This window comes from Acidocella aquatica (assembly GCF_030160635.1).
GTDB classification, from domain to species: Bacteria; Pseudomonadota; Alphaproteobacteria; order Acetobacterales; family Acetobacteraceae; genus Acidocella; species Acidocella aquatica.
In genome coordinates this window covers 170,375-187,960 of sequence record NZ_BSOS01000090.1, presented here as the reverse complement: position 1 = coordinate 187,960, position 17,586 = coordinate 170,375, and the positions used below count along the sequence as shown (strand labels likewise).

General features: G+C 59.6%; 15 protein-coding genes. 9 read left to right on the top strand and 6 right to left on the bottom strand.

Features of this window, described 5'->3' with window-relative positions; all coding sequences use genetic code 11:
* Nucleotides 1–321: 321 nt before the first annotated feature.
* The 4 genes from QQJ84_RS16735 to QQJ84_RS16720 are packed head-to-tail and all read left to right on the top strand — an operon-like array spanning nt 322 to nt 6,593.
* Nucleotides 322–1,659, top strand: a complete 1,338-nt coding sequence (locus tag QQJ84_RS16735) for a TolC family protein (RefSeq protein WP_284259449.1) — start codon at nt 322–324, stop codon at nt 1,657–1,659.
* Nucleotides 1,656–2,720: an efflux RND transporter periplasmic adaptor subunit gene (locus tag QQJ84_RS16730; protein WP_284259448.1), complete on the top strand. Its 1,065-nt coding sequence runs from the start codon at nt 1,656–1,658 to the stop codon at nt 2,718–2,720. The genes QQJ84_RS16735 and QQJ84_RS16730 overlap by 4 nt, the downstream gene beginning before the upstream one ends.
* Complete coding sequence (locus QQJ84_RS16725; RefSeq protein ID WP_284259447.1) at nt 2,717–5,806, top strand: efflux RND transporter permease subunit; 3,090 nt, start codon at nt 2,717–2,719, stop codon at nt 5,804–5,806. The genes QQJ84_RS16730 and QQJ84_RS16725 overlap by 4 nt, the downstream gene beginning before the upstream one ends.
* A 13-nt stretch (nt 5,807–5,819) precedes the next feature.
* A complete protein-coding gene (locus tag QQJ84_RS16720; RefSeq protein ID WP_284259446.1) occupies nt 5,820–6,593 on the top strand; it encodes an enoyl-CoA hydratase/isomerase family protein in 774 nt (257 codons plus the stop codon).
* 9 nt (nt 6,594–6,602) lie between these two features.
* Here QQJ84_RS16720 and QQJ84_RS16715 read toward each other — a convergent pair whose 3' ends face one another.
* Entirely contained in the window at nt 6,603–7,577 is a 975-nt protein-coding gene (locus QQJ84_RS16715) for a quinone oxidoreductase family protein (RefSeq protein ID WP_284259445.1), read from the bottom strand.
* 323 nt (nt 7,578–7,900) lie between these two features.
* Between QQJ84_RS16715 and QQJ84_RS16710 the strand changes: the two genes are divergently transcribed.
* From QQJ84_RS16710 to QQJ84_RS16695, 4 genes are all read left to right on the top strand, one after another.
* Nucleotides 7,901–8,035: a transposase gene (locus QQJ84_RS16710; protein WP_408862236.1), complete on the top strand. Its 135-nt coding sequence runs from the start codon at nt 7,901–7,903 to the stop codon at nt 8,033–8,035.
* Nucleotides 8,036–8,108: 73 nt separating this feature from the next.
* Nucleotides 8,109–9,077, top strand: a complete 969-nt coding sequence (locus QQJ84_RS16705) for a helix-turn-helix transcriptional regulator (protein WP_284259472.1) — start codon at nt 8,109–8,111, stop codon at nt 9,075–9,077.
* Nucleotides 9,078–9,168: 91 nt separating this feature from the next.
* Nucleotides 9,169–10,377, top strand: a complete 1,209-nt coding sequence (locus tag QQJ84_RS16700; protein ID WP_284259444.1) for a cytochrome P450 — start codon at nt 9,169–9,171, stop codon at nt 10,375–10,377.
* A gap of 132 nt (nt 10,378–10,509) precedes the next feature.
* Nucleotides 10,510–10,707, top strand: a complete 198-nt coding sequence (locus tag QQJ84_RS16695) for a hypothetical protein (protein ID WP_284259443.1) — start codon at nt 10,510–10,512, stop codon at nt 10,705–10,707.
* A gap of 139 nt (nt 10,708–10,846) precedes the next feature.
* Here the strand turns inward: QQJ84_RS16695 and QQJ84_RS16690 are convergent, their stop codons facing one another.
* The 3 genes from QQJ84_RS16690 to QQJ84_RS16680 all read right to left on the bottom strand — a co-directional run bounded on the left by QQJ84_RS16690 (nt 10,847) and on the right by QQJ84_RS16680 (nt 14,461).
* A complete protein-coding gene (locus QQJ84_RS16690; protein ID WP_284259442.1) occupies nt 10,847–12,499 on the bottom strand; it encodes an FAD-binding protein in 1,653 nt (550 codons plus the stop codon).
* Nucleotides 12,500–12,664: 165 nt separating this feature from the next.
* Nucleotides 12,665–13,096, bottom strand: coding sequence for a nuclear transport factor 2 family protein (locus QQJ84_RS16685; protein ID WP_284259441.1), 432 nt, complete (start codon nt 13,094–13,096; stop codon nt 12,665–12,667).
* Between the two features lie 48 nt (nt 13,097–13,144).
* Nucleotides 13,145–14,461, bottom strand: a complete 1,317-nt coding sequence (locus QQJ84_RS16680) for an aromatic ring-hydroxylating oxygenase subunit alpha (RefSeq protein ID WP_284259440.1) — start codon at nt 14,459–14,461, stop codon at nt 13,145–13,147.
* A gap of 106 nt (nt 14,462–14,567) precedes the next feature.
* Between QQJ84_RS16680 and QQJ84_RS16675 the strand changes: the two genes are divergently transcribed.
* Nucleotides 14,568–15,275, top strand: a complete 708-nt coding sequence (locus QQJ84_RS16675) for a TetR/AcrR family transcriptional regulator (protein WP_284259439.1) — start codon at nt 14,568–14,570, stop codon at nt 15,273–15,275.
* Between the two features lie 11 nt (nt 15,276–15,286).
* Here the strand turns inward: QQJ84_RS16675 and QQJ84_RS16670 are convergent, their stop codons facing one another.
* Both QQJ84_RS16670 and QQJ84_RS16665 read right to left on the bottom strand, forming a co-directional pair.
* Nucleotides 15,287–16,495 carry an acyl-CoA dehydrogenase family protein gene (locus QQJ84_RS16670; RefSeq protein ID WP_284259438.1) on the bottom strand — a complete coding sequence of 403 codons (1,209 nt, stop codon included), beginning with the start codon at nt 16,493–16,495 and terminating at the stop codon, nt 15,287–15,289.
* Nucleotides 16,496–16,619: 124 nt separating this feature from the next.
* Nucleotides 16,620–17,456, bottom strand: a complete 837-nt coding sequence (locus QQJ84_RS16665; protein ID WP_284259437.1) for a helix-turn-helix transcriptional regulator — start codon at nt 17,454–17,456, stop codon at nt 16,620–16,622.
* Nucleotides 17,457–17,586: the final 130 nt, after the last annotated feature.

Sequence of the window (17,586 nt, the reverse complement as noted above, 5' to 3'; positions counted from 1 at the left end):
GCAGTTGGTTCTAAAGCGCGGGGCGGTCCTCTCCAGTTGAGTGGGCCGCCCCATGCGGACCAGATTTTTACCTCAGTATATTTTTAAACCGTTGCGGTATTCGCGAGGGATTCTGCCGGCTGAATAATGGTTGCGAGCTGAACGTAACCATTTCGAGACCAGGCAATAAATACTTGAAATGGTTCCAACGGAAAAGATGAAGCGGCTATCCGCATTATCGGGAACGTCTGTGAAAGCGATGTCAGTGAAATATTTTTCCGCCATACAGCCGCGGTTCCAGCGGACGGCGCGCGTGCAGGACGGCGTTACATGCCGAAGCTGATGAAGCCTCGCGCTGTCTGGTTGTTGCCGTTGGCGCTCGCCGGCTGCACCATGTACCATGCGGCTCCGCTCAGCCTTAAACCGCCGCTGCAGACTTCGGTGGCGGGACTCAACCGAAACCTGCCCGATGGCACGGCCGTACAGCTTGGAATGCCGCTGAGCGCGCGCAACGTGGCGGCGCTGGCGGTATTGAACGACCCTGATCTGGTCGCGGCGCGGGCGGCGCACGGTGTTGCGCAGGCGGATTTGTTGAGTGCCGGTCTATTGCCTGACCCGGTTATCAGCGGCGGCTTTGCGGCACTTATCAGCGGGCCGGGCAGCGCACCATCAATCACCGGTAGCCTGATGCAAGATGTTTCAGCACTTATCACCTATTCGGCGAATGTGCGCGCCGCCAAGGCTGGTGTGGCGCAGGTGGATGCTGATATTCTGTGGCAGGAGTGGCAAGTCGCAAGCGCGGCGGAGCAGCTCTGCATTCTCATCCAAGGCGATAACGAGACGTTGGATAGCCTGCGTGCGGACCAGAACGCCCTGACCGCGGTCAATACAAGCACCAGCAATGCGACGGCAAGCGGCAATCTGACGATTGCCCAATCTTCATCCAGCCTGGCGGCGCTTGCAACGACGGCGACCGCCCTCAATAATGCGCGACAGACATTGGCGCAGGATCAGGACGCGTTGGACGCGTTGCTCGACCTGCAGCCGGGCGTTGTGATTGATATCAAAGCCGGTCCGGTCGATCAGATTGATCCGGCTCTTGCCAATGAGGCGATCGCCACGCTGGCGTCGCGCCGGCCGGACCTGATTGCGTTGCGTTACGGCTATCAGCAGGCGGATGCGCGGCTGCGAGCCGCTATTCTGACGCAGTTTCTGCCGGTGACGGTGGGGGCCGCTGGCGGTAGCGATACCAGCAAGGTGGTGAGCATCGGTCCACAGGTTTCGCTGACGCTTCCGTTGTTCAACCGTAACCGTGGTGGCATTGCCAGCGCCACCGCGACCAGGGCGCAGCTGGCGGCGCAGTTTAATGCCAGCCTCGCCAGTGCGCAAGGAAGCGCCGCGGCGTTACTCATGGAGATTGGCTTGCTGCAAAGCCAGAGTACCGCCGCCGCCCAGGCCGCGGATGTGGCCAGCGGTATCGCCGCGAATGCCCACACGGCATTTGTGAATGGAAATCTTGATGCGCTGAGTGCCGTGTCGCTGCAGACCGCTTCTGCGGATCGGCGGCGCGAGGCGATTGCGCTTCGCGTTCAACTGCTTACCGCCCGGTTGTCCCTGGCGACCCTGCTTGGCATCGGCTTGCCGCCGGTTGCCACAACTGATCTGGAGCCTGCCCAATGAAGAAGAGTCTGCTCTGGTTGAGCCTCGCGCTCCTAGCCGTGGGGGGAGGCGTTGTTTATGAAATGTCTGGGGGTAGCGGCAGCGATACCACGCCGACGCCCAGCGTGCTGGTAAACGTGATCCGGCTGGTGCCGGGTGCCTTGCCTGCCGTGGTGAGTGGCGATGGCAGTGTTATGGCGGGCCCGGGCGCCAGTGTGACGCTTAGTGCGCTGGCCAGCGGGGTGGTGAATACGCTCGATGTTGTGCCTGGACAGGCCGTTAGCGCGGGGCAGTTGTTGCTGAGCGTGGGGCCGGATGCGCAATCCATTGCGGATTATGCCAAGGCCAAAAGCGCGCTGGCTGCCGCGCAGGCAAACCAGGAGCACGTGAGTGCGTTGTTGGCCGGGCATCTGGCGACGACCACTGACCTAGCACTTGCCAATCAGGGTGTTCAGGATGCCGGCAGCACGCTGGCGGCGCTGAATGCGACCGGCTCTGGCCGTGTGCGGCGAATATTGGCTCCGGTAGGCGGCATTGTGGCGGCGGTGCAGGTTGCGCCTGGTACCGTGTTGACGCCTGGCGTGGCGTTGTTACAGATTGCCAAAGCGGATGGGCTGGTGGCGGGTGTAGGGATCGCGCCGGCGCAGGCGACGGATATAGCCGTTGGCGATCAGGTAAGTATGCAGCTTCTGGAAACGGGCGCCACTGTTACCGGCTCGGTTGTGCAAGTTGGCAGGATGATGGATGCCCAGACCGGGCTGGTTGATGTCACGGTGAGCTTTGCCGGAGGCACCACGCCGCAACTTGGCGATCCCGTGCAGGCCGCGATTACCACCGGTATGTTGAATGGCTATGTTGTGCCGCGCGATTGCGTGCAGTCCGACGAGCAGGGAACCTATGTCTTTCAGGTAGACAGCAAAAATGTTGCACACCGGGAGACTGTGAATGTGCTCGGAAATTTGGGCGATAAGACCATAATTGCCCCCAGCATCTCACCGGAAATGCCACTGGTTACCACGGGCGCGTATCAACTTGACGATGGCGTGCCGGTACGTTTGGCCAATAACGGAGCAGGCAATTGAATTTTCCGAGTTGGTTAAGCCGGCATCGCCGCTCTGTTCTCATGATGGCTGGCGCGCTGGCGCTGGCTGGTATTGCCGCCGCCGTGTCGTTGCCGATTGGTCTGTTTCCCAATATCTCGTTCCCTCGGGTGCGCGTCAACATCAGCACGGGTGACCAGCCGGCCGGGCAGATGATGCTGCAGGTGACGCAGCCGATGGAGCAGGCTGTGCGGGTGGTTCCCGGCGTTACAGATATCACATCCACAACCTCGCGCGGGGCGGCGCAGATTATTATCGATTTCGCCTGGGGTACGGATATGACGACCGCCACGCTGGCGGTTAACGCCGCGGTGACCCAGTTGTTGCCGAGCCTGCCCACGAATACGAATTACACTGTACTGCGAATGGATCCTACGGTGTTTCCATTCATGGCGTATTCACTTACGTCTAAAACCGTAAGCCAGGTGAAGCTGCAAAATCTGGCGCAATATCAGATTGTGCCGTTGCTCTCGGCGGTGGAGGGGATTTCGCAGGTACAGGTGCAGGGCGGCAATACGGCTGAGATCGAGGTGAATGTCGACCCGCAAAGGCTGGCTGCGTTTCATTTGACGCTGGCTAATGTGACACAAGCGATCACCGCGGCCAACGCTCTGCAATCGGTGGGCCGGGTCGAGGATCACGATCTGCTGTATTTGCTGTTGGAGAACAATGCGCCCAAGGGGTTGCAGGATATTAAGGACGTGGTGCTGCGGGGCGGGCCGCAGGGGGTTGTGCGCTTATCTGATGTTGCCGCGGTTTATGACGGTGTGCAGCCGAAATTCTATGATGTTCTGGCCGATGGCAAGAGTGCGGTGACGGTGCTGCTGTTCCAGCAGCGCGGCAGCAACTCCGTGGCGATCGCCAAGGCGGTGCAGGCAGCGCTGGATGGCTTTAAAGGGCAGATTCCGCCCGGTGTTAAGGTAAGCAAATGGTACGACCAGAGCACGCTGGTTGTGGCGGCGGCGAGCTCGGTACGCGATGCTATTTTGATTGGCGTCGTGCTGGCGGCCTTTGTATTGATGTTCTTTTTGCGTAGCTGGCGCATAACGTTGTTGGCGTTATTTATCGTGCCGGCTTCGATGGCCTCTGCCATTTTGGTGCTCAGTATGCTGGGCATGAGTTTCAATATCATGACGCTTGGCGGGTTGGCGGCTTCCGTCGGGCTGGTGATTGACGACGTCATTGTGATGATTGAGCATATTGCACGGCGCGCAAGCGGGGAGCTTTCCGCCGAGCATGTCAGCGATGGTGCGATCTGGACCCAGGATACACGTATTTTACATGCTGGCACGGAGTTTTTAACGCCACTTACCGGATCATCCGCGGCGACGCTGATTGTGTTCGCGCCGCTTGGGTTTTTAACAGGTGTTACCGGGGCGTTTTTTAAAGCGCTGTCGCTGACCATGGCTGCGACGTTGTTTGCGTCGTGGCTGCTGACGGCCTTTGCGGTGCCGCTGTTGGCGGGCAAGTTGATTGATTTTCAAAAATGGCACGATCCTGAGGCAGAACATCCAAGCTGGCTGACGCGTACGCATGGCAGCCTACTGGTGCGGGTGTTCAAGCAGCCGTTGGTTCTGGTTGTAGTGGTTGCGCTGCTGCTTGGCGTTGGCGCATTTTCCTTCACCCATGTGCAGACCGGCTTCATGCCTAATCTGGATGAAGGCGGGTTTGTTATGGATTATCAGTCGAACCCGGGCACGTCGCTGGCTGAAACGCGGCGCGAGATTGCGCAGGTTGAGGATATTCTGCGGGCCGACCCCGCGGTCGATAGTTTCTCGACACGTATCGGCGCGGGGTTTGGCGGAGATTTGAATGAGCCTAATCAGGGCGATATCGTGGTCCGTTTGACACCTGTTGGCACCCGGCCGGCAATCGATGAGGTGATGCAGCGCCTCGGTGACCAGATCACAGCCCAGGTTCCGGGGGTCGATACAGATTTGCATCAGCTCATGGGCGATGAAATTGGCGACCTTACCGGTGTGCCACAGCCGATTGAGATAAAGCTGGCTGGCTCGGACACCGGCCAGCTTGATGCCGCGGCGCAGCGCGTCTCCGATGCGATCACGAGTATTGCTGGAGTTAACTCGGTTGTTAACGGTATTGTGCCAGCAGGCGATGCCTATGATATTCATGTCGACCAAGTGCGTGCAGCGATGCTTGGCCTGGACCCAGCGACGGTTGCGGCAAGCTTGAATACGGAACTGGCAGGCAGCGTGGTGACGATGCTGCAACTTGCCAACCAGCAGATCGGCGTGCGCGTACAATTAAGTCCGCGGGCGCGCCATAATACCGATGATCTGGCTGGGGTTCTAATTGCGACACCGGCGGGTAGACTCGTACCGCTTGGCCAGATTGCAACATTTTCTATAGAGGCGGGGCAGCCGGAAATCACACGGGAAAATCTCCAGCAGATTGTCGCGGTGACCGCACGGATCGATGGCCGGGGGCTTGGCAGCACGATTGCCGATGTAAAAATCGCACTTGGCAAACCGGGCGTCCTGGGGGCGGGTGTGACATACACCCTGGGGGGGCTCTACCAACAGCAGCAGATTGCTTTTGCGGGGCTCGTGCGTGTCTTTATTGCCGCGTTGTTGGCTGAGTTTGTTCTCCTGCTGTTTTTGTATGAGCGTTTCGCGCTGGTGTTTTCGATTATGGGGACGGCGCTGCTCTCCACGACAGCGGTGTTCACGGGGCTCTTTCTCACGGGAATTGAGCTTAACATCACAGCGTTGATGGGTATGACGATGATTGTCGGCATCGCGACGGAAATGGCGATATTTTATATTTCTGAATATACTCTCCTGCTAAAGACCATGCCTGTCCGCGAAGCTCTGATTACCGCGAGTGCCAACCGGTTGCGGCCGATCGCCATGACGACGTTGGCTGCGATATTGACTCTGCTACCGCTGGCGCTTGATCTTGGTCAGGGGGCAGGAATGCAGCAACCTTTGGCGATTGCGATTATTTCCGGCTTGCTGGTGCAGTTTCCGCTGGTGCTACTGGCTCTGCCGGTATTGTTGTGGGTGACGCGGCCGGGTGACCAAGAGAATGACTTAAACGCATTATAATGAATGATATGGAATGACGAAAATGGATGCCAGTCCGCCGGTATTGAGAATTAAGGATAGAGTGGCGTACATTACACTGAACCGGCCGCATCATATAAATCGGTTGGAACATGGCGATCTGGTTGAATTAACAAAAATATTTTCGGGCATCTCGATGGACCGCGAAGTTAGGGTCGTTGTTCTGACAGGCACGGGGGATGTTTTCAGTGCGGGATTTGACTTGAATGCGATTGCCGCGGGAGATGTTGGCGACCCGGTAAGCGGGCCTGGAGGTTTTGGTCTCGTGGCCGATGCGCTTGAATGTTTGCCGCAGGCAACCATTGCGCGGCTTAACGGCGGTGTTTACGGGGGGGCGACAGATCTGGCACTCGCCTGCGATTTCAGGATCGGCGTGATGGAAATGGAGGCGGCGATGCCTGCCGCGCGGCTTGGGCTGCATTATTATAAAGGTGGGATAAAACGCTACGCAAGCCGCCTGGGGCTCGACAATGCCAAGCGGATGTTTCTTACAGCGGAACGTATTGGTGCACGCGCGTTGTTGGAGATGGGATATCTAACGCAACTTGTGACAGCTGATAGGCTGGATGAGGCAGTTGCACATCTGGCGCAGACTCTGGCGGCTAACGCGCCGCTTGCTGTTCAAGGCATGAAGTTATCGTTGAATGAATTCGCGCGCCAGGAGTGGGACGATGATGTATTTTTCTCGCGCGCCGAGATTGCTTTGAAGAGTGATGATTTGCGCAAGGGGGTTTCTGCGCTGCTGCAGAAACGAAAGCCGGGTTTTTGATTGTTGGTGCTACGGAATAAGCAGCAATGAACCGGATGTGCGGCGGGACTCAAGATCACGGTGTGCCTGGGGGGCATCTTTTAGAGCGTAGTTGGTTACGGGCCCGGACTTGATTATTCCGCCGGCAATCATACTGAATAGATCGGCGGCGCCTGCTTCTAATTGCGTGCGGCTGGCCATGTAGTGAGCAATTGTGCAGCGTGTGAAATAAAGAGACCCTTTGGCGCCGAGGATACTAAGATCAATAGGTGGAATTTTTCCCGAGGACATCCCGAAGCTTACCATCATGCCGCGGATGCGCAGACTGTCGAGTGAGGCGGTGAAGGTTGCCTTACCGACGGAATCATAAACGACATCGACGCCTTGCGGTACAATCTCTCGGACTTTTCCGGAAAAGTTACCTTCTTTATCGATAATGACATGGCTGGCGCCATAAGCACGAGCCAGCTCGGCTTTTTCCTCCGTGCTGACAATACCGATGACGTTTGCGCCGATGTGTTTAAGCCACTGCAGAGCAACAATGCCGACGCCGCCGGCGGCAGCGTGTAGCAGTACCCATTCCCCGGCCTTCACCTGATAGGCTGATTTTATGAGATACTGGGCGGTGAGGCCTTTAAAAAATAGTGCAGCGGCGGTTTGTGACGTGATTTCTTCCGGCAGGCGTACCGCGCGGTCAGCCTGTATGAGTCTTACATTGGCATAGGCGCCGGGCTGCCCGCCGGCATAGACGACGCGGTCGCCGATGCTGAGATGAGTAACATCGCTGCCCACAGCTTCAACGAAACCTGCGCCTTCAACGCCTATGCCGGTTGGCAAAGGTAATGGATAGAGGCCCATGCGATGGTAAATGTCAATGTAGTTAACACCGATTGCGTCATGTCGGAGACGTATCTGGCCAGGTCCTGGCTGACCGACGGCGGATGCGACCCACTCCAGGCGCTCTGCGCCACCAGGTTGCGTTACCACGTATCCGCCTTGTGCCATGAGCGATTCCTCGAAAATATCAATGCTTATAAGTATGGCAATAATTATTTAAAACTTCCAGCCCCGGATGAAACAATTATAAATTTTAAAGTATATTTTGCCGTGTAGTATAATCTTTAAAAGTGAGTGACCGAATATGGCTGTTCCTTCAATTTACTGTAATATCGGAAAGTTATGTTTTCCGCCATGGATATCACATCAGATGAGTGGCGCATGCTTCATTCAGGTGAGGGTTCAAGTTCTCAACGGACGGGGGTTTTTGAGCTGCTGCCGGTTTGGTGGACACGAGGATAAGATCGTAACGCAGGAACCGGAGAGAGGACATGACGAGACGGAAGTCTGGTGGTGAATTTAAAATTGAAGCTTTGAAGCTGGTTACGGAGCTGGGCGTATCGGTTGCCCAGGTGGCGCATGACCTGGATCTGGCGGAGAGCGTTTTGCGGGGAATATCGGCCTGACACAGGCACGGCCTGTCCTCCTGCTTTGACAATGCCCCCGGCAGCCATGCTATGGATATGCAAAGTGGGCGACATGAAATCACCAGAAACAGCTCATGCGGAGGCGGCGGACAGCGCCACATTGGTCAGGCCGGGAGAGGCCACGCAGTTCACGCGCCTGGCGTTGGTCCCGATGACATTTCTTCATCAACGGGGGCACGCGGCCATTCGCGCCGGCGGAGAATACCATCGTTTCGGGGAGGTTTCCTTGACCCATATGTGGTCGCGTGGCCAATATGAGGCGCGTGCGGCAGACCTGCCGCTTCGGAGTGATCAGTACCTGATAACATTGTGCCTGAGCGGCGGTTGCGAATTGCAAAAGCGAAGCCATTTCGCGCTTCATGCCAATCAGGCCATGATCATGCCGTGCGACGGTGTTCACGGGTTCTCGACAACAGGTGATCTTGAGACGCTTTCGCTGCGCACATCCGCTGCCTCGCTCCTGCGCGCCATCGGTGGTGGCACGCTCGCGCCGTTGCTTTACACGCCAATCGAAACCGCCCAGGGCCTTCCGCGCGTCCTTGCCGATACGATGAGTTCCTTCTGGAAAAGCCGCAATACGCTGATGGCGGGCGACGCCATGAACATACTGATGCCGATCGGCAGCTTCCTGCGCGGAATCTTTGAGGAGAAATTCAAATACACCGCAAGCGCCGCCGCTGCCAGCCAATCGCTGCACTGGCGCATCAGGGAAGACATTCTCTCCCATATGGGCCAGCCGGATATCTGCTCGGCGGCCTGCGCCGCCAAGCGCCTTGGTAGATCGCCGCGCGCCGTGCACGCGGCCCTGCGCGAGATGGGCACCAGTTTCAGCAATCTTGCCATGGACATACGCCTGTCCCAGGCGGCCCGCCTGCTGCGCTCGCCATTGTCCGGTCATCAGAGCATCACGGCGCTGGCATTGGCCGTGGGGTTTGAGGATATGTCACATTTCAGCCGGCGCTTCCGTCAGCGCTTCGGGCAAAGCCCTCGTGCGTATCGTGACGCGGGCCGGCCGGACTGAACGCCACAGACAAGTTTTCAGCACCCCCAGGCAAGTAGCGCGCCGAGCGGCGTGGTATTCCATAACTCTGAACAACATCTCAGAGGGATAAATGGACGATCGCATAACGCTAGCTCGGGAGTGGACGCTATCTGACGATCCGCGAGCCTCAATCTGCCCGTTCCGCGCCGCCGCCAGGCTGCATGATGGGCCGGACATCTTCTTTAAAACGGGTGAGGTCCATGTGCGAGACGCTGGCCTGGGCGGCAACTGGGTTGTCACGCGCCATGCCTTGCAGGAAGAAATCCTGCTCGATCCAGCACGTTTTTCGAGTCACCTGGCCATCGGTTTCTCAAAGCTGGCCGGCGATAGCTGGCCTCTGGTGCCGCTGGAGCTAGACCCGCCGGAGCACACATTATATCGCAAGGTAATCGCCCCCTGGTTCACACCCGCCAAGGCCCGGGAATTGAGCGGCGAAATCCGCGCACTCGCGGCGCGGCTGATTGAAGGGTTCCGCCGCCATGGCGCGGTGGAGTTTGTGACGGCGTTCGGCCAGCCCTACCCGATTACCGTCTTTCTGCTCATGATGGGCCTGGCGGTAGAGCAAATGCCCATCTTTCTGAACTGGGAGGAGGAACTACTGCGCGGCGAGACCATGGAAATACGCGGCGCGGCAGCAATTGGCATCAAATCCTACCTGCTGGATCTGATCGCTCAGCGCCGTCGCGCGCCGGGTGAGGATATTATCTCATATCTCTTGGCCTACAGGCTGGACGGCGCACCAATCCCCGACGACCGGCTCATGGGCCTGTGCTTCATGCTTTTCGCCGGCGGTCTGGATACGGTTGCCTCATCTCTGGGCTTCATCTTTCGCGAACTCGCGCTCCGGCCGGATCTCCAGGACGCTCTGCGCAATGACCTTGGAATCATTCCTGCCGCAACTGATGAATTTCTTCGCGCCTTCAGCGTCGTCAATACTTTCAGGTACGCCACATGCGATATGGTGTTTCATGGTGTGCAGCTCAATAAAGGCGACCTGATACAGCTGCCGCTGGGCCTGGCCTCGCGCGATGGGAAAATGCATGCCGCTCCTCACACAATTGACTTTTCCCGTGCGTCGAAGCGCTCCCTTGCATTCTCAACAGGCCCCCACACCTGCGCAGGAATGCACCTGGCGCGGACGGAGATCCGCATCGCGCTGGAAGAATGGATCAAACATGTCCCTTCCTGGCGGATCAGCGATCCAACGCAGATCACCACCGCAACGGAAAGTGTCTGGGCGCTGCACAGCCTACCCCTGGTCTGGCCGCCGGCGTCTTAAATCGCGGCCCGCGCCGGCCTCATACCATCTGACTTAGCCTTTGACACACGCCCAGGTTCTTGTTCCGATTGAAGCGATGCGGGCTGGATCGTTGACGAGGAACAACCAAGCCTGTTTGCAAGCTTCGAGCATGTGCTGCTCACAGGCTTCACGCTTGCCGCCGGCGTCGTCACCTGGGTGTTTGCGCCGATCAAGTTCCAGGCGGACATGGGACTCCTGCTGTCGTTCATGTTCATATGGAACATGCTCGGCGCGATGATCCTCGTGCCCTCGCTGGCATATTTCCTGCTGCCGCCATCGCTGTTCTCCAGGGCGGGATCATCAGCATGAGCCAGCGGGTCAGCCCCGGCGTCGGCACGACCCCCCACAGCTCGCCTGTTTCGCGGCAGCCAGCAAAGCGTGTGGGACGGTGTGATCGCACATGTGAGCACTGCCCTGGTATAGGGCAGCACGACGAACAGAGCCGAAGTCAGTCGTTGGGCGTTTGGGTTCCGAGGTGTCGGCCGGCGATGTAGCCGAAGGTCATGCCTGGGCCCAGTGTCCCGCCGGCGCCGCCATAGGCTTCGCCCAGCACCGCGGCCATGGCGTTACCCGCCGCGTAGAGACCGGGAATCGGGTTGCCGCTCCAATCCAACACCTGTGCGTCGCCGTTGGTCTTTGGCCCCCCGCAAGTGCCCAAAGCGCCGGACTCCATCTTGACGGCGTAATAGGGGGCCTGGTCGATCACGCCCAGGGTACGATACGGGGGTTCGAAGGCGGGATCGCCCCACATATAGAAATTGTCATAAGTGTTGTCGCCACGGTTGAAGTCGTCGTCATGGCCCTTGCGGACCAGGCCGTTGAACCGCGCCACGGTGGCCTTCAGGCCTTCGCCGTCGATCCCCGCCTTCGCGGCCAGCTCCTCCAGCGTATCGGCCTGCATCATGTAGGAGGGGATGGGAGACCCCGGCGGGGAAGTGAAGGCTGGATATTTGTTCTTGTAGCGCTGATCGATGATCAGCCAGTAGGGCAGGTTGGCGTAGGTATGACGCCCAGCGTCGAAGGCGTGCAGCGCCTTGCCCATGGCGTTGTAGTTGGCCGCCTCGTTCACGAACCGCTTGCCCGCGCGGTTGACCAGAATGGCACCGGGGCGGGCCCGTTCGTCCGAGCCCAGCATGTAGTTGGGTTTGGCATTGCGGTGCTGGGGTTTGAATTCGAGCACGCTCTGCTGCCAGAAGGCATTTTGCATATTGCCTAGTTGAGCGCCGGCCTCGATCGCCATCAGCAGGCCGTCGCCCTCGTTCTCCGGCACGCTCACCGGTCCGGTCAACGGGCCGCGCAGGAAGGCCTTGACCAGGGCTTCGTTCCACTCGAAGCCGCCGGTGGCGATGACGACGCCGCGGCGGGCACGCACGCGCAGATCGCGGCCGTTGGCATCTTCGGCGATGACGCCGATGACCCGCTCACCGTCCTTCACCAGCTTGCGCGCGCGTTTTTCGAATTCAACCGGGATGTTGCGATCCAGCACGGCCTTGAGCAGGGAGCCGATCAGCGCCTGTCCCAAACCTCGGTAATCGTGTTTTTCGCGCTCGGCGAGGGAGGCTTCATCCAGCGTGCCGTTGATCGCCTCCATCAGGCTGCCGCGCAGCGGGTAGGCCATTTTGGAGGGGTTCACCCGGGAGGCCCATTTTCCGAGCAGCTCGAAGGAGAAGGCTTCGTTGTCCAGCGAACGCCCGCCATCGGCCTTGGCGCCCGGCAGGTAGGGTTGATAGTCGGGAAAGTCGGCGTAGGCATGAAAGCGAACGGGGGTTTTGTCCGTGAAATAGCGGATCATCTCCGGGCCGCTCTCCATGAACGCGCCCAGGGTTTCGGGGTCCAGCCCGTCCGGCGCAAGGGCTTCGAGGTAGGCGACGATGTCGTCGTCGGACTCCTCAATTCCGGCTTCGCGCTGATAATGGTTGTTGGGGATCCAGAGCATGCCGCCGGACATCGCGGTTGTCCCGCCGACCATCCCGGATTTTTCAAGAATGACGACATCCTTGGCGCCGAAATCATGCGCGGAGATCGCCGCTGTCAGGGCTGCCCCGCCGGAGCCCAGAACGACGACGTCAGCCTCCAGGTCCCATTTGAACTCCTCAGTCATCGTCCATCTCCCTGGTAATCCGTTCTTGCTGGAGCACGCGCGGTCACCATCGCCGCGTGTCCATTTGGTTAGGGTCACTATAGTTTTCAGCCGCGATAGGCAGCTACTCGCACATCTCATAGGTGGAGCCGCCCGATCGGGCGCTTCTCAGCGGCGTGTTAATATTCAAGCTCCCGCTTTTTCCGTCACGTCCTGAGTATACAGAACCTTGAAGGTGCGCCGGTGGATGTACCAGCGCCCCTCCTGCTTCACGTATTCATCCTCATACCGGCCGGAAACCCGCTGGGTTGTGCCGTCCTTGGTCCGGGCCACCTCGCTCGTATAAAACCGGCCGGTCGCGTGGTTTCCCTCCACCTGGATCGCGCCAGGGGAGGAGCTCATGAGGACAAATTCATAACCTGCCATGGCCTGGACCCAGAGTTCGACGATGGCCTTGCGCCCTTCCACCTTCTCCAGCCCGGGGAGGTTGAGCGTCCACACCGCATCTTCCGTCCAGTTCTGCTCCCATGCCTGCTTGTCGGCGCGCGTCACGGCGTCGCCGTAGGCCTCGACCAGCTCACGAATGGCCAGCCGATCCTCAATTGGTCCCGTAAACATCACGTTTGCTCCATTCTTGAAATATTCTGCGCGGATAACGTTTTTTGTTCAGTCGTGAATGCCGCACACATCATTGAGCCGCTCATGGAAAATCTGGATACGCTTTTCCTGATTGGCGAGGATGCCGCCCCGGAAGCCGCGCGAATGCAGCCCGAGCTGCTGACCGATGGCGACCGAGAGATCCTGATCCGCGACCTCACCCAGAGTCTTCTCGCCAAAGACGATATGTTCGCGGTCCACCGCCTGTAACGAGGTGGGGCCGTTGGGGCCGATGACCACATCGCTGCCGCCGATCTGGTGGGCCATGAACCAATGGTCGAAGATGCAGCGTTCCGGGTCGCTTGGGTGTGGTTCCGAGCGCAGAATCTGCACGCCATCCGGCCACATGGTGAAGGTGGTGTTGGGCCAGAGGGTGAAGTGGAAATAATCCACGATCTCCTCATCGCCCATCGCCGCATAATGCGCATAGCCCATTTGCGCGCCCACCGCGCGCTTGCGGGCGATGATCGCCTCGCGGGTCGCCATGGCGTTGCCGGCGAAGGGCGCGGGGTCCAGCCCCCAGTATTCCAGCGCCTGCGCCAGAGGAACATCGAGCTGGTTGCAGGTCTCGTAACGCGCCGAGGGTTGCAGCCCCTTCATGCGCATCATGTTATGGCCGACATCCGCGTAGATGCGGAAAACGCAGTCTGTATGGTCATCGTTGATCACGGTCGAGATCTGCGGATGCAGCGTCGGCAGGTGGTAGCTTTCGTTGAAGTTGTCGCGGACGATCTTCCAGTTGCACGGCACGTTCGAGGACACCGCGTAGACCCGCGTCATTTTGTCCATTTGCCATTGTTCCATATGGCGCGCCACATTTTCGCCGAGCCATTCGCGCAGGCTCGGGCCGCCCCGGTCCATGTTGAACCAGACGAGCCCGCCCCAGACGTCACAGGCGATTTCCGTGAGCCGGTGCTTGCCGCAGGGCGAGCCGCCGGGGAAATCATCCGGGTCCTGCACATGGGCCAGCATGCCGTCAGGATTGTAGCGCCAGCCGTGATAGCCGCATACAAGCTGCGGCGCGCCGCCAACCTCGGTCCAGGCCAGCCGGTAGCCGCGATGCAGACAGGCATTATAAAACGCCCGCACCGAGCCATCCGCCTGGCGCAGCATGACAACCGATTCCCGCCCGATGTTGTGGGTCAGAAAATCACCGGTATCGAGCAGGTCGGCGGCCATGCCGCCAACATGCCACACGCGGGTCCAGAGCTTGTTCCATTCCGCTTCAGCCCAGCGCGCTGCATAATAGCGCTCACCCGTGATCGGATCGCCGCGTACCGGCGGATCAACCGGGATGCTATCGGAGTCTTTCACCGAAAGTGCCATCGTAACTCTCTCTTGGTTTACTTTGTTGTATTTTCTTGAACGACCGACTAAATAGTTGCGTGAGGTTGGTGGAATGTCAAGGTCTACCTGAAAACAAGGCGAGCTGATGAGTGGCAACCTATTAAAACTGGCAGGTTCGGAGACCGGGATGGCGCCGCGGGTCGACCGCCGCCGCGCGCCGGAAACTGCCGCGCGGATTCTTGATTCCGCCGAAACCCTGTTCGCCCGCCGCGGCTTTTATGGCGTCAGCCTGCGCGACATTGCGGCCGAGGCCGGCGTGCCGCTGGCCCTGTCGCATTATCATTTCGGGTCCAAGGAAAATTTGTTCAGCGCGATCATCGATCGGCGCGCGGGCGAACATGCGGATAGCATCGCGGCGGCGCTTGCCGGGGCGATGCTGGTGGAGGGCAGCCGCGGCATGCGGCGCGCGGCGATCATCCGGGCGCTGATCAGCCCGATTGCCGAGCGGTTTGTGCATGGCGGCCCGGGGTGGAAGAATTACATCCGCCTGCTGGCCTTTGTTGCCAACCATCCGCAGGAGGAGGATTACGTCTCCCCCTTCAAGCGTCATTATGACAGCCTTATCCAGTCATTCGTGAAGGCGCTGGCGGCCATTCACCCGGAAATCGCCCCGCTGGATGTGCAATGGGGGTTTTTCTTCTATCAGGCGGCGATCACGCATATTCTGGTGGAAAGCGGCATGCTGGAGCGCCAGTCAGGCGGGGCGCTCGGATCGGGCGATTTCGCCGCCATGGTCGAGCGCATCGTCCCTTTCTTCAGTGCGGGCTTCCTGGGGCTAGGCGCCGTGGACTGACCGCTCGGCGCCTACAAGCCGAGTACGGTCTTTGCGATGATCGTGCGCTGGATCTCATTTGTGCCGCCGAAAATGGTCCAGGCGAGGCTGTTGAGGTAACGCGGGGCGGCAAGCTGGGCGGCCTTGTGGTAAAGCGGGGCGGGGGCGCTCTCGCCATAAAGCGGGCGCTGGCGTTCCAGGGCCAACCCGGCATAGCCGTAAAGCCGCGCGGCCATCGCGTCGATCTGCTGGCGCAATCGCGAGGCGGTGAGTTTGGCGAGCGAGGTTTGCGGCCCAGGCGGGCGGCCCTGCGCCAGATCGGCCAGGACGCGCAGCTCCGTCATCTCCAGGGCTTGCGCGGTCAGCTCCAGCCGCGCCAGATCGGTCATGAAGGCGGCATCATCGGCCATGGTGGCGCCTTCGCCATTTGGTTCATGGGCGGCGCAGAGGCGCAGCTTCTGGATGCCCGAGAGCAGCTTTGGCGCGTAGCACGCGCCGCCGCGCTCATTCTCGAGGAGGAATTTAGCGATGGTCCATCCCATGCCTTCCGCGCCCACCAGGTTTTCAACCGGGGCCGCCACATCGTCGAGAAACACCTCGTTAACCTCATGGTCGCCAGCCAGACCCTTGATCGGACGGACCTCGACGCCCGGCTGGTTCATGTCAACCAGGAGAAAGCTGATTCCCTTCTGGGGCTTGGCTTTCGGGTCGGTGCGAACGAGGCAGAAAATTTTGTTCGCATGGTGAGCATGGGTGGTCCATAGCTTGCGGCCGTTGATGACATAAACATCGCCGCGCCGCTCAGCCCGCGTTTTCAGGCTGGCGAGATCCGACCCCGCGCCCGGCTCCGAGAAGCCCTGGCACCAGTAGTCGCTGCCATCGAGGATACGGGGGAGAATCTCCGCCTTCTGCCTGGGGGTGCCAAATTTGCAGATCACCGGCCCCAATAGCTTGAGGCTTAGCAGCGGCAGGCTTGGCGCGTCGGCGAGGGCGCACTCCTTCTCGAAGATATAACGCTGCACTGGCGTCCATCCCGTGCCGCCGCACTCGGCCGGCCAGCTGGAGGCCAGCCAGCCTTTTTCATGGAGGATACGCTGCCATTCGCGGCCGATGTCGGGTTCCACGAAAACGCCGGGTGTTGCCACCGCGCCCGCGCGCAGGTGCGGCGCCAGATGCGTTGCCAGAAACGCGCGCACGTTTTGCTGGAAGGCTTCCTCCTCATGCGTGAACTGCAGATCCATTTTTCCTCAAACCCCCGTCATAACAAAACAATTGCCCAACGCCGCGCGCTGTGGCCGATTATGGAAACCCTCCACCGCGCTGGCTTCTATGAATTTAGCTAGGTTGCCCGCAGATACGCGCTTATCAGCTGTGCGGCTGCGCCTGCGAGGCGGATATCGCCGCGACGCTGCCCAAATAGCCGAGCTGCGTTGCCTTGAAGACGGTCTGGCTGCGGTTCACGGCTTCCAGCTTGGTTGCGGCATTATGGATGTGAAACCGCACGGTGGCGCAGCTCCGGCCGAGAATCATCGCAATTTCGGCGTCGGTCTTGCCCAGCGCGGCCCAGCGCAGGCATTCCACTTCGCGTTTTGAAAGCCGGCAGTTGCGCGCGATCCATGGGCGCTGGCTGGTTACGCGCGAATAGCCATTGATGAAGCGCCGGCCGTGATATTCCAGTATGTCGGCGTAAAGCGCGAATTCCCGCGAGAGGTCTTCGCGCCCCGTCTCCATGGGCGAGTAGCTGATCGCGCCGATCTGGCCAAACGGCAGATGCACGGGCACCACGATGAAGGATTCGGCGTTCACCGACTCCCGGAAATGCGACAAATCGACCTGATCGAGCAGCGGATTGGGCGCGCGGGTATGGATGCCGCGCGCGTTGGCCCAGAAAGGCTCGCTTTCATAGCGGCAGACGAAGGTAAGGGGCGAAATGAGCGCCAGCAGCGGCTTCTTCCACCATTGATCTTTTGAGCATGGCCAGCCGAAGACGGTCTCGGCCAGCGCGTTGCCTTCGGCGTCGGTCATGGGGAGTTTCGAGGCGATGTTGGGGCACACGGCCACCCGGAAGTTGCTGAGTTCACGGGCCATATCCCGCAAGGCTTCGGCGGCGGGGCGAATGTCCTGGACTGAGGATATTACAATGCCACGCCGCCCGAAAGGCAGCGAATCGGCTGGGTCGATGTGATCCGTACTGGCGGACACAGGCTCGCGCGTTCCCTCCATGATGTTTACGCTATCCCTCCCAACTTCTTTAGACAAGCGTTCAAAACCTATGACTACTTACAGGTAGGAAAGCCTAACCTATCCGGTCAGATTTAGCATAACGTCGCAG

Excerpts from the sequence above, each read along its gene's own strand:
- QQJ84_RS16680 (WP_284259440.1), bottom strand. The coding sequence starts at position 14,461 with ATGGCACTTTCGGTGAAAGACTCCGATAGCATCCCGGTTGATCCGCCG.
- QQJ84_RS16675 (WP_284259439.1), top strand. The coding sequence starts at position 14,568 with ATGAGTGGCAACCTATTAAAACTGGCAGGTTCGGAGACCGGGATGGCG.
- QQJ84_RS16705 (WP_284259472.1), top strand. The coding sequence starts at position 8,109 with ATGAAATCACCAGAAACAGCTCATGCGGAGGCGGCGGACAGCGCCACA.
- QQJ84_RS16730 (WP_284259448.1), top strand. The coding sequence starts at position 1,656 with ATGAAGAAGAGTCTGCTCTGGTTGAGCCTCGCGCTCCTAGCCGTGGGG.
- QQJ84_RS16720 (WP_284259446.1), top strand. The coding sequence starts at position 5,820 with ATGACGAAAATGGATGCCAGTCCGCCGGTATTGAGAATTAAGGATAGA.
- QQJ84_RS16735 (WP_284259449.1), top strand. The coding sequence starts at position 322 with ATGAAGCCTCGCGCTGTCTGGTTGTTGCCGTTGGCGCTCGCCGGCTGC.
- QQJ84_RS16715 (WP_284259445.1), bottom strand. The coding sequence starts at position 7,577 with ATGGCACAAGGCGGATACGTGGTAACGCAACCTGGTGGCGCAGAGCGC.
- QQJ84_RS16710 (WP_408862236.1), top strand. The coding sequence starts at position 7,901 with ATGACGAGACGGAAGTCTGGTGGTGAATTTAAAATTGAAGCTTTGAAG.
- QQJ84_RS16700 (WP_284259444.1), top strand. The coding sequence starts at position 9,169 with ATGGACGATCGCATAACGCTAGCTCGGGAGTGGACGCTATCTGACGAT.
- QQJ84_RS16685 (WP_284259441.1), bottom strand. The coding sequence starts at position 13,096 with ATGTTTACGGGACCAATTGAGGATCGGCTGGCCATTCGTGAGCTGGTC.
- QQJ84_RS16670 (WP_284259438.1), bottom strand. The coding sequence starts at position 16,495 with ATGGATCTGCAGTTCACGCATGAGGAGGAAGCCTTCCAGCAAAACGTG.
- QQJ84_RS16690 (WP_284259442.1), bottom strand. The coding sequence starts at position 12,499 with ATGACTGAGGAGTTCAAATGGGACCTGGAGGCTGACGTCGTCGTTCTG.